This window comes from Rhizobium sp. CRRU65, assembly GCF_048551595.1.
In the GTDB taxonomy this organism is placed as follows: Bacteria; Pseudomonadota; Alphaproteobacteria; order Rhizobiales; family Rhizobiaceae; genus Rhizobium; species Rhizobium leguminosarum_J.
In genome coordinates this window covers 21,937-36,759 of sequence record NZ_JBLYZH010000010.1, presented here as the reverse complement: position 1 = coordinate 36,759, position 14,823 = coordinate 21,937, and the positions used below count along the sequence as shown (strand labels likewise).

Annotated in this window: 15 protein-coding genes; 9 read left to right on the top strand and 6 right to left on the bottom strand. The window is 61.9% G+C overall.

The genetic code is table 11. The features are described from left to right. Window positions 1-10: 10 nt before the first annotated feature. From ACM5SV_RS20395 to ACM5SV_RS20385, 3 genes are read right to left on the bottom strand one after another with little or no spacing between them, the layout of a single operon-like run. Window positions 11-1,087 carry a 5-(carboxyamino)imidazole ribonucleotide synthase gene (locus tag ACM5SV_RS20395; protein ID WP_017995130.1) on the bottom strand — a complete coding sequence of 359 codons (1,077 nt, stop codon included), beginning with the start codon at window positions 1,085-1,087 and terminating at the stop codon, window positions 11-13. Next, window positions 1,084-1,578, bottom strand: a complete 495-nt coding sequence (purE, locus tag ACM5SV_RS20390) for a 5-(carboxyamino)imidazole ribonucleotide mutase (RefSeq protein WP_222014745.1) — start codon at window positions 1,576-1,578, stop codon at window positions 1,084-1,086. The genes ACM5SV_RS20395 and purE overlap by 4 nt, the downstream gene beginning before the upstream one ends. A gap of 18 nt (window positions 1,579-1,596) precedes the next feature. After that, on the bottom strand, window positions 1,597-1,800 hold the full coding sequence (locus ACM5SV_RS20385) for a YdcH family protein (RefSeq protein WP_003552650.1): 204 nt from the start codon (window positions 1,798-1,800) through the stop codon (window positions 1,597-1,599). A gap of 228 nt (window positions 1,801-2,028) precedes the next feature. Between ACM5SV_RS20385 and ACM5SV_RS20380 the strand changes: the two genes are divergently transcribed. Further along, entirely contained in the window at window positions 2,029-2,202 is a 174-nt protein-coding gene (locus ACM5SV_RS20380) for a YdcH family protein (RefSeq protein WP_003552648.1), read from the top strand. 206 nt (window positions 2,203-2,408) lie between these two features. Here the strand turns inward: ACM5SV_RS20380 and ACM5SV_RS20375 are convergent, their stop codons facing one another. Then, window positions 2,409-2,669: an ArsR/SmtB family transcription factor gene (locus tag ACM5SV_RS20375; protein ID WP_003552646.1), complete on the bottom strand. Its 261-nt coding sequence runs from the start codon at window positions 2,667-2,669 to the stop codon at window positions 2,409-2,411. Window positions 2,670-2,835: 166 nt separating this feature from the next. After that, window positions 2,836-3,600 (bottom strand): sulfite exporter TauE/SafE family protein, encoded by a 765-nt coding sequence (locus ACM5SV_RS20370; RefSeq protein WP_012758912.1) that lies wholly within the window; start codon window positions 3,598-3,600, stop codon window positions 2,836-2,838. 107 nt (window positions 3,601-3,707) lie between these two features. On the opposite strand from ACM5SV_RS20370, the gene ACM5SV_RS20365 reads away from it, so the two are divergent. Continuing rightward, the gene (locus ACM5SV_RS20365) at window positions 3,708-4,361 is read left to right on the top strand and encodes a thiamine phosphate synthase (protein ID WP_012758911.1); all 654 of its coding nucleotides are present in this window, start codon (window positions 3,708-3,710) and stop codon (window positions 4,359-4,361) included. Window positions 4,362-4,371: 10 nt separating this feature from the next. After that, window positions 4,372-5,454, top strand: coding sequence for a tetratricopeptide repeat protein (locus ACM5SV_RS20360; protein WP_222014744.1), 1,083 nt, complete (start codon window positions 4,372-4,374; stop codon window positions 5,452-5,454). A gap of 15 nt (window positions 5,455-5,469) precedes the next feature. On the opposite strand, the gene ACM5SV_RS20355 is transcribed toward ACM5SV_RS20360, so the two are convergent. Then, window positions 5,470-7,212: a chemotaxis protein gene (locus ACM5SV_RS20355; protein ID WP_128405938.1), complete on the bottom strand. Its 1,743-nt coding sequence runs from the start codon at window positions 7,210-7,212 to the stop codon at window positions 5,470-5,472. Between the two features lie 340 nt (window positions 7,213-7,552). Here ACM5SV_RS20355 and ACM5SV_RS20350 point away from each other — a divergent pair, with 340 nt between their 5' ends. From ACM5SV_RS20350 to ACM5SV_RS20325, 6 genes are all read left to right on the top strand, one after another. Then, window positions 7,553-7,882, top strand: a complete 330-nt coding sequence (locus tag ACM5SV_RS20350; RefSeq protein ID WP_012758908.1) for an STAS domain-containing protein — start codon at window positions 7,553-7,555, stop codon at window positions 7,880-7,882. Continuing rightward, the gene (locus ACM5SV_RS20345; RefSeq protein WP_012758907.1) at window positions 7,879-8,247 is read left to right on the top strand and encodes a response regulator; all 369 of its coding nucleotides are present in this window, start codon (window positions 7,879-7,881) and stop codon (window positions 8,245-8,247) included. Before ACM5SV_RS20350 ends, ACM5SV_RS20345 begins: the two co-directional genes overlap by 4 nt. Next, entirely contained in the window at window positions 8,244-10,283 is a 2,040-nt protein-coding gene (locus ACM5SV_RS20340; RefSeq protein ID WP_222014743.1) for a chemotaxis protein CheA, read from the top strand. The genes ACM5SV_RS20345 and ACM5SV_RS20340 overlap by 4 nt, the downstream gene beginning before the upstream one ends. Then, window positions 10,280-10,789 (top strand): chemotaxis protein CheW, encoded by a 510-nt coding sequence (locus ACM5SV_RS20335; RefSeq protein WP_012758905.1) that lies wholly within the window; start codon window positions 10,280-10,282, stop codon window positions 10,787-10,789. The genes ACM5SV_RS20340 and ACM5SV_RS20335 overlap by 4 nt, the downstream gene beginning before the upstream one ends. Before the next feature lie 31 nt (window positions 10,790-10,820). Beyond that, complete coding sequence (locus tag ACM5SV_RS20330) at window positions 10,821-12,530, top strand: methyl-accepting chemotaxis protein (protein ID WP_017995123.1); 1,710 nt, start codon at window positions 10,821-10,823, stop codon at window positions 12,528-12,530. 245 nt (window positions 12,531-12,775) lie between these two features. Beyond that, window positions 12,776-14,698 carry a HAMP domain-containing methyl-accepting chemotaxis protein gene (locus ACM5SV_RS20325; RefSeq protein WP_221968692.1) on the top strand — a complete coding sequence of 641 codons (1,923 nt, stop codon included), beginning with the start codon at window positions 12,776-12,778 and terminating at the stop codon, window positions 14,696-14,698. The last annotated feature ends 125 nt before the right edge of the window (window positions 14,699-14,823 follow it).

Genomic DNA, 14,823 nt, shown 5'->3' with positions numbered 1-14,823 from the left:
AGGTGTTTTCTCAGGTCCAAACCGGCGATTTCGGCGTCACGGTGGTGACATGACCCATCTTGCGGCCGGGGCGCCACTCGGTCTTGCCGTAGAGATGAACCAGCGTGTCGGGGCGCCGCAGCCAGTCGGGAACGGCAAGGATATCGTCGCCGATCAGGTTCTGCATGACGCAGTCGGAATGTCGCTCGGCATTGCCAAGCGGCAGGCCGGTGACGGCGCGGATATGCTGCTCGAACTGGCTGACGACGCAGGCGGCTTCCGTCCAGTGACCGGAGTTGTGGACGCGCGGCGCCATCTCGTTGGCGATCAGACCGCCATCGGCAAGCACAAAGAATTCGATGCCGATGACGCCGACATAGTTCAATGCGGCAAGGATTTTCTCGGCCGATTTCCGCGCGGCGTCCGCCGTCGGCGCCGAGATCGCGGCGGGAACCGTCGAGGTGTGGAGGATGCCGTTGCGGTGGACATTCTCGGCGGGATCGAAGCAGACGACCGTACCGTCGGTGGCGCGGGCGGCGATGATCGAGACTTCACGCTCGAAGGCGACGAAGCTTTCGAGAATGAGCGGCACGCCGCCAAGTGCTGCATAGGTGCCATCCGGGCTGTCTGCGGCCGAGCGGAAAACCTTCTGGCCCTTGCCGTCATAACCGAGACGGCGGGTCTTCAGCACGCCCTGGCCGCCGAAATCCTTCAGCGCCGTTTCGAGATCGGCCTGGCTGTCGATCGCATGGAAGCGTGCAGTGGTTATGCCGCAGCCGTTGAGAAAGCGTTTTTCGACGAGACGGTCCTGGGCGGCTTCCAGCGCCTTCGGCGGCGGATAGACCGACACGCTCGCCGAGAGCTTTTCGGCGGCTGCGACAGGCACGTTTTCGAATTCGTAGGTGACGACATCGCAGATATCGGCGAGTTCGGCGAGTGCCGCCGGATCGTCATAGGCAGCGGTAATCTGCCGGTTGGCGAGCTGGGCGGCCGGGCAGTCCGCCTGCGGCTCGAGGATGACCGTGCGAAAATTCAACCTGGCGGCGGCAATCGCCAGCATGCGGCCGAGCTGGCCGCCGCCGATAATGCCGATCGTTGTTGCCGTCATAGGTCGTCCATCGGGTATTCGGCGACGGCATCACTCTGGCGCGCGCGCCATTCGTCGAGCCGGTCGGCAATTTCTTCGTCGGAAAGGGCAAGTACGGCGGCAGCGAGAAGGGCGGCGTTGACCGCACCAGCCTTGCCGATGGCGAGCGTGCCGACCGGAATACCGGCCGGCATCTGTACGATGGAAAGGAGGCTGTCCTGGCCGGACAGGGCTTTCGACTGGACCGGCACGCCGAAAACTGGCAGCGGTGTCAGCGAGGCGGTCATGCCCGGCAGATGGGCAGCGCCGCCGGCGCCGGCGATGATGACCTTGAAGCCCTCCGCGCGTGCGCCCTTGGCGAAATTGACCAGCCGGTCGACTGTACGGTGCGCCGAAATGATGCGCGCGTCATAGGGAATTTCCAGCGCCTCCAGCGTGTCGGCGGCGTTTTTCATGGTCTCCCAGTCGGACTGGCTGCCCATGATGATGGCGACGGGTGGTCTGTCTGTCATCGTTGCTGCTATTCCCTCTCAGGCGATGATGTCAGGGATGATCTGATCTTCCAGCCTGGAGAGCCTGTCCTTGATGACGAGCTTCTTCTTTTTCATGCGCTGGATCCGCAGAGCGTCGCATCCGGTCTGGATCATGGCGTTGATCGCGGCGTCGAAATCCTCGTGCTCCTGGCGCAAGCGCGCCACTATGAGCCTGATTTCCGCCTGTTCCTGATCGGCCATATACATTCCCCGTTATCGTCCCTGGACCTTGTCCGATCTGCCGATGATTTCCGCAAGCTCCTATCATCAAATACAGGTAACGGCTAGTTAGTCTTGATCATGAAATTGCCATCCAGTCTTCATCTTTTGGCCTTCGACAAGCCTTCAAAAATGTGTCACAGTCCCGCCCGTTGACACCTTGATCCCCGACGATGTTGGCCGGGGAGGGTAAGAGGAAGGAAGGGTCATATGACTGTTCAAGCTCATCTTGAGTCACTCCAGAAAAAGCATGTCGCTCTCGAGGAGGAGTTGCACGCGCTCAGAACATCTCCCTCTATTTCCGATACGGCACTTGCCGATTGCAAGCGTCGCAAGTTGCGCATCAAGGACGAGATTCAGCGTCTTAAGTCATCCGTCCACTAATCTTCCCAAGGATCGCCGGACGATCATCTTGCGCAACAAGGTAAATCCATCCATTCCACCAAAAATCAGCAAGAACCGGTGATTTGACACCAGATTTGCGCCAGCCCGATGCATCCGGCATCGTGGCTGGCGCTTTTGGGTCCGCCACGTCTCACATCGCGTTCTTATGATTCACATCGTATTCCCAGATCGCATGGGAACATGCATCAGGCCCAGAACTGATCCAGCCACAAATTGAGCTTGTCGAAGCCGCGGTTGTTGACCGCGTAGATACGTTTGGTGCCTTCCGAGGTCACGGAGACGAGATTGCTGTCGAGAAGCGCCTTCAGGTGCTGCGAAACAGCAGGACGGCTGATCGGCAGGCCTTCGGCGAGCTCATTGACGGTCCGTGGCGCGCGACGCAATTCCTCCAGCAGAAACCGCCGGTTCGGATCGGCAATCGCAGAGAAGGGGTCCGTGTTCGACATGGCGGGAACGCTACGTCAAACCGGCCGCGCCAGCAAGGAAATTGTGCATTGCAGCGTGTCACTGCATAATTCCTAAAATCGGAGTTGATTTCAGGAATTATGCAGCCGTTCAAAGTGCCACAGCGTCCTTTGCGCCTCTCGAAAGATGTGCGGCGCTGTATGGCTTCTACCAGCCAAGGCCCTCGCCCACGATCAGGAAGGCGGCGATCAGCGCCATCGCATACATGAAGGGATAGAAGATCTGTGGCCTCATCCGGCGCACGCACCAGGCGCCGGCGATGGTGGCGAGCGGGGCGAAGGGCAGAAGCGTCGCGGAGGTCGCAAGGTTCTGGGTGTCGAGCTGGCCGAGCGCGAAATAGGGGATCAGCTTGATGGCGTTGAGGATTGCGAAGAAGCGCACGCTGGTGCCGGTATATTCGCGCGGCTGCAATTTGAGCGGCAGGGCATAGATCTGGAAGGGCGCACCGCCGGCATGAGCGACGAAGCTGCCGTAACCGGAAAATGTCCCCCAGAGGCCGGCGGCCACCGGCCGCTGGCCGCGCGGCGGGATCACCTTGCCGGCGCCCGGGCCGAAACTGTTCCAGAAATAGCGCAGGCAGAAGAGGATGGTCACCGCGCCGATGACGATGCGCAGCATGTTGCCCGGAACCAGCGCCGAGGTCGCCCAGCCCAGCGCGATACCGAAGATCGCGCCCGGCAGCATGATTTTCAGCGTCGCCCAGTCGCCATGTTTGCGCCAGATGACGAGCGAGATCATGTCCATGAAGACCAGGATCGGCAGCAGGATGGCCGCTGCCTCGACGGGCGAGACGACGAGGGCGAGAAAGGGCAGGCCGATCAGCGACAAAGCGTCGCCCATGCCGCCCTTTGCGAGGCCCACCAGCAGAACGGCGGGCACGGCGGCGTAGTAGAATGACAGATCCTGCGGCATGCTTTCGACGTCCTCCTCTTGCCAGCCTCGTCTAACGGAACTACTCACACAAAACGAGTGCGGATCCCTCATTTCGAAGGGGAATTCGCAGGAAACGGAAAGACCCCATGACCGAACCGGAAAACCGCTGCCGCCTTGTGCTCATCGTGCCCGATATCGCCGATGCAGATGAACAGGCAAAGATCGTCGCCGACGCGCTGAAGGGCGGCGATGTCGCCTCGGTGATCGTGCCGCAATACGGGCTCGACGACGGCACCTTCCAGAAACATGCGGAAAAGCTGGTGCCATTGATCCAGGATGCTGGAGCAGCCGCGCTGATATCAGGCGACAGCCGTGTCGCAGGCCGGGCAAAGGCCGATGGCCTGCACCTTTCCAGCAATGCAGAGGCGCTTTCGGAAGCGATCGACAAACATGCGCCGAAGCTGATCGTCGGCGGCGGCAACGCGGCCGACCGGCACCATGCGCTGGAGATCGGCGAAGTCAGGCCGGACTATATCTTCTTCGGCAAGCTCGACGGCGATATCAAGCCGGAGGCGCATCCGAAGAACCTTGCGCTCGGCGAATGGTGGGCCTCGATGATCGAGATTCCCTGCATCGTCATGGGCGGCACCGATCCGGCCTCGGCGCTCGCCGTCGCCGAAACCGGAGCGGAGTTTGTGGCGCTGCGGCTGGCGGTCTTCGCCGAGCCTGCCCGGGCGCCGTCTGTCGTTGCCGAAATCAATGCGTTGCTTGACGAAAAAGCGCCACGGTTTGAGGATTGAAATCGCGCTCATGCCGATCCCGCCCGCCCGCCTTTTGAAATATATCCTTGCCAGCATGGCCGCCCTCGTTGCGGCCGGGCCGAATGTTGCCTTGGCGCAGGCGCCGGACAGCGTCATCAGCCAGCCGGGCACGGGGCCGGCTACGACCTTCCGCACCGACCGGCCTTCCAGCCCGGGCGTGCAACCCTCCGATGGTGTCGGCGTATTCGACCGCATGGGCGCGAACCTGCCGGACCTGCCGCCGGAGAAGGATTACAAGGGGCCGATCGACGAGGCCTACGGCGCCTTCCAGCGCGGTTATTACCTGACGGCAATGGACAAGGCGCTGCCGCGCGCCCAGCTCGGCGATCCGGCGGCGCAGACACTGATCGGCGAAATCCTCTCGCAGGGCCTCGGCGTCAAGAAGGACGTCAAGAACGCCGCCTTCTGGTACGGCAAGGCGGCCGAAGGCGGCGACGGGGCGGCGATGTTCAAATATGCACTGATCCTGATGGAAGGCGAGGGCGTGCCGCGTGACAAGGTCAAGGCCGACGACTACATGCACAAGGCGGCCGAGGCCGGCAATCCTTCGGCGGAATTCAACTGGGCGCAGCTTCTCATCGCCGACAATCCCGGCGAGAAGGGACTGAAGCTCGCGCTGCCGTTCTACGAGAAATCGGCCGAGCAGGGCATTGCCGATTCGCAATATGCCGTGGCGCAGATCTATGCGACGCTGAAGGACCTGCCGGAAGAAAAGACGAAGCTCGCCCGCGAGTGGATGGCACGCGCGGCGCGCGCCGGTTTCGACACGGCCCAGCTCGATCTCGGCATCTGGCTCGTCAACGGCGTCGGCGGGCCGAAGGATTACGTCAAGGGCTTCGAATGGCTGAAACTTGCCGCCAATGGCGGCAATGTCGCCGCGCAGAACAAGCTCGCCCATCTCTATATCAACGCGATCGGCACGGCGCCCAATCCGATCGAGGCGGCGAAGTGGTACGTGCTGTCGCGCCGGGCCGGGCTCGCCGATCCGGCGCTCGAGGATTTCTATCTCGGCATCGAGGACAATCAGCAAAAGGCGGCGATCGATGCCGCCAACAAATTCCGACGGCGATAGCGGCCGTATTCTAATTTAGAAAAGCGCGTCGGCGAAGAGGTCTTCATCGTTTTCGGCTTTGACGTTTTCGGCGGGAGCGGAGGTGCTGTCTTCGCTTGCCGGAATGATGCCGCGATGAATGCTGCGCTCCTGGACCATCGTATAGTGCTTGAAGATCTTGCGGTCGAGCGGCGCGATCGTCTCAGCGAGATCGGAGATATCGGCGACATCGGTGCCGGCGACGCCTTCGAGCAGATCGGCGCAGCCGGCAAGGACTTCGCCCAGATTATGCTGGAAATCGAGCTTGCCGATCAGCAGGCTGATCTTGGTGGCGACCTCGCGACCGTTCTCGGCGAGCACCTTCAGCTCGTTTTCCATCACGTTGGCTGCAGAGCGGATGTTGCCGACGGCCGAGGTCAGGCTTTCTCCGAGATTGCCGGCTCCGGCATCCGTGGCGGGGGCGACGCGCCCGGCCGCAGCTTCGAGCGCCGGCAGGCCGTTGACGATGGCGTCGGCGGAATCGTCGAGCTTGCCGGCGAAGATGCGCAGCTCGGCGGTGACGACGTTGATCGACCTGCCTTCCTCGCCGAGTCGGCTGCAGCGCAGGTTGGTATTCAAAGCCATATAGTGAATGTCAGTCTTGACGGCGCGGATGTTGCCGATCGCTTCGGAGAGTTTGGCCGCGGTACCGATCGTCGACTGGCTCACCTGGTCGGCCTGGCGGCTTGCCGTATCGACCTGCTTGACGATTTCATGGGCGGCCGAAACGCTGGATTCCAGCGCGCGCATGAAGTTGCCGCCGGCCTCGCCGCTCTGACCGCTCATCTGATCGCGCAGCTTGAGAATCTCCCGCATGTCGTGATCGAAACTTGCGATCGTCTTGACGACGTTCTCGGAATCTCGCTGGAAATTTGCACACATGTCGCTCATCTGCGCCGCCGTCAGATGGTGAATGACGTTCTGGAGGCGCTGGCGCGCGCCGGCGTCGAGTCTGGCGCCATCCTCACCGGCAAAGAAATCTTCAAGCAGCGAAAAAGTGGCCTGCACATGCTCGATGCGCTGGCGGGTGATATCGCCGATCTGCAGGGCAGACAGGGTCGAGGCGACCTTGCTCTGGACGGCGCGGGCAATCGCGCCGACCTCGCGGGCGATGACGCCGAGATCCTTGCGATGGCCGGCGATCTTGGCGGCATCATCGCGCAGGGCTCCGGCGACGGCAGGAACGGTATCGGCATAGCCCTTCGAAACGCTGGCGCCAAAGGAGGCGGCGAGCTTGACCTCCTTGTCGAGACTGTCGAGATGCGTGGCAAAACGGTTGACCTCATCGGTACCGGAATAGATGCGCTCCAGGATCTCCTGGGCGAAGCCGGCGAATTCGGCAAGGCCGGCACCGGTAATCTTCACGGTCACCGCGAAGGTTCTGAGATAACGCATCGTCTCCTGCATGTCGGCGACGTGCTTGCGCAGTTCCCTGCCGGTATGCGCCAGCGAGACGAGCGCCTGCTGCCGGTTTTCCTCGGTGACGGGCAGCGCCATCAGGCTCTCCACCGTGGCGCGGAGATCGGCGCTGGTGTCGCTCGCCTCCTTGTTGTCGAGCGTCGTGGTGACGCTCTCGAGCGAGTTCAACAGACGGTTGAGCACATCCATCACCGAGAGCAGCACGGTGCCGCCTTCGAGGAAACGTTCCTCGACCTGGCTACGAGCAGATTCCAGGGTCTGGCTTATGTCCCGTCCTGATGAGTAGGCTGCAGCGTTCGGCGATACCAGAGCGTGTGCCACTTTTATACCTTTTCTTAAAATCCAGGCAATTCGAACTCTATTTTTACGGGCAGGATGGAAACGTCCGGTAAACGCGCCGGACTCGCCAGCGTTGTGATTAACGAAAGATGTTGATGGCCTGTCGGGGAAAGCCTAACGCTCGGATTGATGATTCAACTTATTGTTTTTATTTTACTTATTTCTAAATTTTGAGAAAAAAATACAACTTATCCCGGATGAGAATTGGGAGTCTGGGAATGCGCTATACGGCAGTTTCCTACAACCGCTGTTTACCCCGCATTAACGCTGCCGTGAGAGTCCTTTTAGGGTCGTCAAGTATTTTCTGGCCCAGGAGGCTGCATTGGATACTCAGAAACAATATTACGAATCTATAAATTTGCCGGACGTGCTCAGCATTCGCAACGTGTCCGAACTATATTCCAAGTTTACCGATGAATTTCATAGCAATGATACAATCATCATCAGCATTCCCGAGGGCGCAGAAGCGGATCTGAGTTTTGTTCAACTCATCGAATCCTCGCGCCGCCAAGCAAAGGCCAAGGGAAAGACCTTCAAGCTTTCTTCACCGGCCAGTGGCTCGGTCCTGAAGGTACTTGAGCGTGCAGGTTTCATCGAATCCTTCGATCACGAAGACGCAAATTTCTGGTTGCATAAAGAGGTGACGTTATGAGTGCAAAGATCCTGACCGTCGACGATTCCGCCAGCATTCGTCTGACCACCAAGGTCACGCTGACCAATGCCGGCTATAGCGTCACCGAGGCGGTCAACGGGGCAGAGGGCCTCGCGACAGCCAAGGGCAGCAGCTTCGATCTGATCGTGACCGATCTCAACATGCCTGTCATGGATGGTCTGACGATGATCGAGGAACTGCGCAAGCTGCCGGCGCAGGCCGGCGTTCCGATCATCTTCCTGACGACGGAATCGGACGCCGATCTCAAGGCGCGCGCCAAGGCCGCCGGCGCGACGGGCTGGTTGACCAAGCCGTTCGACCCGGAAAGCCTGGTGAAGATCGTGAAGAAGGTTCTTGGACGATGAGTACGCTCGATCCGGTCGCCGTCTTCCGCACGGAAGCTGCCGAATGCCTCGAAGCGATCGAGGCTGGTCTTCTCGACCTGACCCACCAGCTCGACAACAAGGATCTCGTCGATGCCGTGTTCCGCGGCCTCCACACGCTCAAGGGCTCCGGTGCGATGTTCGGTTTCGAGGCGCTCGCCGCCTTCACCCATCATTGCGAAACAGCCTTCGATCGCGTCCGCAAGGGCGAGGTCGCGGCGACCAGCGAACTCGTCGCCGCCGTTCTCGCCGCCCAGGACCATATGCGGGCCCTGGTCGATCAGCCGGACGCCGATCACGGCGATACCGGGCATAAGCTTCTGGCACAGTTGCAAGCTGCCGTCGGCGGCAAGGAAGCAGCGCCGGCCGCTGTTGCCGCACCCGCGGCCGTGCGCGAGACCCCGGCGAAGAAGAAGAGCAGCTGGCGCATCCGCTTCAGCCTGCCGGCCAATTCGATGGCCAACGGCACCAACCCGCTCGGCCTGCTGGACGAGCTGCGCGATCTCGGCGAATGCACCGTGCGCGCCAACTCCTCGGCCATTCCGCCCCTCGACGCGCTGGCTCCGACGGAACTCCACATTTCCTGGGACGTGACGCTGACCAGCGAGCAAGACCGCTCAGCGATCGACGACGTCTTCATCTTCGTGCTCGATGATATGGAACTCAGCGTCGAGGAGATCGGCGGGCAGGCAGCGGCAACCGCCGCTCCGGTTGAGGAAAAGGCCGCAACTGCCCCTGTCGCCGCGGTATCGGCGGCTTCGCCGACCAGCGTCCCGGAATTCCGTCCTGTCGAGGCGGTTCCGGCCAAGCGCGAGGCGCCCACCGCCATCAGCCAGGCGAAGGCGGCCGAGAATGTCCGCGTTCCGGCCGAACGTCTCGATGAGCTGATGGACCGTGTCGGAGAGCTCGTCATCGCGCAATCGCGCCTCAGCCAGCTGGCCAGTGCCAGCGCCGATATCGCGCTGCGCTCCGTCTCGGAAGAAATCGAACGCCTCTCCGGCGAATTGCGCGACACGATGATGGTGCTGCGCATGGTGCCGGTCGCCACCCTCTTTTCCCGTTTTCGCCGCCTCATTCACGATCTCGCCCGCGAAACCGGCAAGGTGATCGAACTGGTGACGGAGGGCGAGAGCACCGAAGTCGACAAAACCGTCATCGAGCGTCTGGCCGATCCGCTTGTGCATCTGGTGCGCAACTCGATCGATCACGGCCTCGAAACGCCCGCCGACCGCCTTGCCTCCGGCAAGACCGAAGCCGGCACGGTGACGCTTTTGGCCCGCCAGGCCGGCGGCGAGGTGATCATCTCGATCAAGGATGACGGCCGCGGCATCAATCGTGAACGCGTTCGCGCCAAAGCGGAATCCTCCGGTCTCATCCAGCCCGGTCAGCCGCTTTCCGACTCCGAGCTGCTGCAGCTGATCTTCGCCCCCGGCTTCTCGACGGCCGCGGCAATCACCAATCTCTCCGGCCGCGGGGTCGGCATGGACGTGGTGAAGAAGACGGTCGAAGCGCTCCGCGGCGCGATCGATATCGTCAGCCTGCCGGGACAAGGTTCGGAAGTGTCGCTGCGCATTCCGCTGACGCTCGCCATCATCGACGGCCTGCTGGTGCGGGTCGGCTCCGGCCGCTACGTCATCCCGCTCTCGGCAGTCGAGGAATGCCTCGAACTGTCGCTCGAGGAAGATCTCCGCTCGCGCGGCCGCAGCTTCATCTCGCTACGCGACAGCCTGGTGCCGTTCCTGCGCCTGCGCGACCTCTTCCGCACCGGCACTAAGCCCGACGTGCATCAGAAGGTCGTCGTCATCTCGACCGGCACGGAGCGCGTCGGCCTCGTCGTCGACCAGATCATCGGCGACCACCAGACGGTCATCAAGTCGATGTCGAAACTGCACAATAACGTCGCGACCTTTTCGGGCGCCACCATTCTCGGCGACGGCAGCGTCGCTCTCATTCTCGACGTTGGGCACCTGGTTGCCGCGGGTCAGCAACAGGAGGCGCAATTGCGTGTAGCAGGATGAGTGCAACAGCAGCAGCCGAACGGTTCGACAAGCACTGGAGCTATGCCGAGGAAGTCGAGGTCCTGACCTTCGATCTCAACGGCGAAACCTTCGCGCTGGAAGCGGTCATCGTCCAGGAAATCCTGGACCTGCTTCCTGAGACCGCGGTGCCGGGCAGTCAGCCCTTCGTCGCCAGCGTCATCAACTTCCGCGGTAAGGTCATTCCGCTCGCCGATCTGCGTCTCGCCTTCGGGATGGAAGCAGCAGAGGCGACGATCGACAGCCGCTTCATCGTCATCGAGATCGACCTACAGGGCGAGCAGACGCTCGTCGGCCTCAGAACCGACAAGGTGAACGAGGTGACGACACTTGCAAAGTCCGCGAGCGAAGCCCCGCCCAGCATCGGCATGCGTTGGCGCGCCGACTACATCAACTGCCTGGTGAAGAGGGGCGGAGAATTCATCATTCTCCCCAATCTGCAGGCGATCTTTTCATCGAGGCACGATGCGGCGGGAGCCGTCAATTGACGCTGGATGAATTCAACGAGGGGTTTGGACGATGCGACTGACAATAAAGACGAAACTGGTGACCGCGTTCACCTTCATCATTCTGATGCTCGTAGGCACCGCCGCTTACGGTATCTTCAGCCTTGGATCGCTGAACGACACGATCGATAAGCTTCTTGCCGGCCCGGCAGCCCGCCTCGATCTCGCGCAGCAGATCAACATTGCCCAGCTCGAGGCCATCCGCCAGCAGAAGAACCTGCTCACCGCCCGCAGCGCAGACGAGACGGCCGGCGCGGTCGCGAAGGGCAATCAGGCCCGCAAGGAGTTCACCGACGCCTTCAACCAGGTGCTGGCGCTGGCGACGGAAGAAGGCAAGGCGCGCTGGGCGCGCATCGCCGAACTTTCCAAGACCTTCAATGCGGCCGACGATCAGATCCGTGACTATGTGAAGGCCGGTAATGCCGAAGGCGCAAATACCGTCTCTGTTACGACGGCGCGGGCCGCTGCCAACGATATCGACGCGACGCTCAGCGAAATCCTGGCACTTGAAAAGCAGCGCATGAAGGCTGCCGACGACGGCGCCGAAGCGCAGTACACGACGACACGCACAATGATGGTTGCGGTCGCAGCCGTCGCCCTGCTGATTGCCGCCCTCACCGCCTTCTGGATCGCCAGCACGATCAGCAAGGGCCTCGGCCGTGCCAACACCGTGGTGCGCGAAGTGTCGGAAGGCGATCTGACCAAGATGGCCGACATCACCAGCCATGACGAAATCGGCGAACTTCTGGGCAACGTCAATATCATGATCGAACGTCTGCGCGGCGTCGTTGCCGACGCACTGTCGGCCGCCGACAACGTCTCTTCCGGAAGCCAGCAACTTTCGGCGAGTTCGGAACAGGTATCGCAGGGCGCCACCGAACAGGCGGCTTCGGCCGAAGAGGCTTCCGCCTCGATGGAGCAGATGGCCGCCAACATCAAGCAGAACGCCGATAACGCCGCCCAGACCGAAAAGATCGCCCGCCAGTCCGCCAAGGACGCGGAGATGAGCGGTGAAGCGGTGACGCGTGCTGTCGACGCCATGCGCACGATCGCCCAGAAGATCGGCATCGTCCAGGAAATCGCCCGCCAGACCGACCTTCTCGCCCTCAACGCTGCCGTGGAAGCGGCTCGTGCGGGCGAGCATGGCAAAGGTTTTGCAGTGGTCGCCTCCGAAGTGCGCAAGCTTGCCGAACGCAGCCAGTCGGCTGCCGCCGAAATCAGCTCGATGTCGAGCGATACCGTCAAGGCTGCCGCCGACGCCGGCGATATGCTCGGCCGGCTGGTGCCCGATATCCGCAAGACGGCGGAACTGGTCTCCGAGATCAGTGCGGCGTGCCGCGAACAGGATATCGGCGCCTCGCAGATCAATGAAGCGATCCAGCAGCTCGACAAGGTGACGCAGCAGAATGCCGGCGCTTCCGAGCAGATGTCGGCAACCTCCGAGGAGCTCGCCTCCCAGGCAGAGGAACTGCAGACGTCAATCGCCTTCTTCAAGGTCGATACGGCAGGCAACGCACGGTCCGGCGCCCACAAAGCGCAGCCAAAGGCTTCGGCCAAGGCGCTCAAGGCCCCGGCCGCTGGCCGCAAGCCCGGCCTGCAGGCTCACAGCCAAGGCCGCGGCCAGACGGTTTCGGCTCAACAGCAGCGCCTCAAGGGCTTTGCTCTCGATATGTCGATGGGCGGTCCAGACGCCAGCGACGACGACTTTAGGGAGAGCGCATAAGCGCTCCCCCGGGGAAAGCGCGTGAGCGCTTCGCCTCAATGTGATCCCTCGGGCTGCTCCGGCGGCCTGAGGCGAGAACATCCCCCAACGCATGTAGGCGTTGGCGCTGCGATGGATAGATGTCCGGCTGCCGGGAAGTGAATTTAGTCGCTTTTCCCCGTTTCAGCACATCACTTTCCAAGCTTGACGTCCCGCCAAGGGGACATGTCTCTCCATTCGTTTTGACCGCAAATCGGGGGTATCACATGCGTTTCACCATTAAACTCAAACTGGGTCTTGCCTTTGGCATCATGACGCTGCTGCTGATCGGCATTGCGGTTTATGGAAGCCTGAGCCTCGGCACTCTGAACGAGGCTAACGGCAAGATGATCGACGGCTCGGTACGCCGTCTGGAACTTGCCCTCAACGCCAATATTGCCGAAGTCGACGCCATCCGTTACCAAAAGAACGCCTTGCTCTCGACGGATCCCACAGCCGCTGCAGGTTTCTATAAGGAGGCAGACCAGCATCTGCAGACAATGCTTGATGCTGTCGATGCCGGCTACGCCATCGCCCTGCCGGAGGGCAAGCCCTATTGGGAGAAGCTGCAGACAATCGGCGCAAAATTTCGTGAAAGATCCGCTGAGCTGCAGCAGCTGGATGCCAGTGGCGATCAGGCCGGAGCGCTGGCGCTTTCGCTCGGTGACTTGCGCACGATGACCGACGACATGGGCGATGCGATCTCCGTTCTTATCGACATCCAGCGCAAGGGCATGCAGGCGACTAACCAATCGAACACCGATCTCTACACCTCAACGAAACTGATCCTCACCACCGCGTCCGGCATCGCCGTGCTCGTGGCGCTCGGTGCTGCGCTGTGGATCACGCTCGGAATCAACAACGGCCTCAGGAAGATCACGACCGTCGCAAACGCCGTCGCGATCGGCGACCTCAATCAGAAGGTCGATGTCAAGACCAATGACGAGATCAAGGATCTCATCAATACGGTCAATGCCATGACTGCCAATCTGCGTGCCACGGCAGCACTTGCCGACCAGATCGCCATGGGTGACCTCAGCACCGATGCCAAGCCGCTTTCGGACAAGGATGCGCTCGGCATCGCGATGCAGAGCATGATCTCCAACCTGCGGACCACCGCCGGCATCGCCGATCAGATCGCAAACGGTGACCTGACGGTGTCTCCAAAGCCGCTCTCCGACAAGGATGCGCTGGGCATCGCGCTCGAACAGATGGTCGAACGCCTGCGCGGCGTCGTTGCCGATGCGATATCGGCCGCCGAGAACGTCTCTTCCGGCAGCCAGGAACTTTCGGCAAGCTCCGAGCAGGTGTCGCAGGGCGCCACGGAGCAGGCGGCTTCCGCCGAAGAGGCTTCCGCCTCGATGGAAGAGATGGCCTCCAACATCAAGCAGAACGCCGACAATGCCGCCCAGACCGAAAAGATCGCCCGTCAGTCGGCGAAGGATGCGGAAGCCAGCGGCGAGGCTGTCTCCCGCGCTGTCGACGCGATGCGCACGATTGCCCAGAAGATCGGCATCGTCCAGGAAATCGCCCGCCAGACCGATCTTCTCGCCCTCAACGCTGCCGTGGAAGCGGCTCGTGCGGGTGAGCACGGCAAGGGTTTCGCAGTCGTTGCGTCCGAAGTGCGCAAGCTTGCTGAACGCAGCCAGTCGGCTGCCGCCGAGATCAGCTCGATGTCGAGCGATACGGTGACGGCGGCCCAGGAAGCGGGCGAAATGCTCGGCCGGCTGGTGCCCGATATCCGCAAGACGGCCGAGCTGGTTTCCGAGATCAGTGCCGCCTGCCGCGAACAGGATATCGGGGCGGCCCAGATCAACGAGGCGATCCAGCAGCTCGACAAGGTGACGCAGCAGAATGCCGGCGCCTCCGAGCAGATGTCGGCAACCTCGGAGGAACTCGCCTCCCAGGCTGAAGAGCTGCAGACGTCGATTGCCTTCTTCAGGGTCGACATGGCAGGCGGTCGCCGCGAGCGTGCGCCGGCTGCAAAACTCACCGTCCGCAACCGGCCTCCCGCCGCACCTCGCAAACCGGCTGGCAAGGCGCCGGCCAATACGGTGGCCGGCCAGCAGGCCCGCGTGAAGGGTTTTGCCCTCGACATGTCGATGGGCGGTCCCGACACGGTCGACGACGAATTCCGGGAGAGCGCATAGCGCTCCCCTGGGGAAAGCGCTTAAGCGCTATCGCGTCGCACTCGTCGCGGGCCAGCTAATGCGCCCGCGAGGCATGCTTCCGGCGCCTGCGGGTGCCGGCACGGAGATCCGTGGGCAGTCTTCGT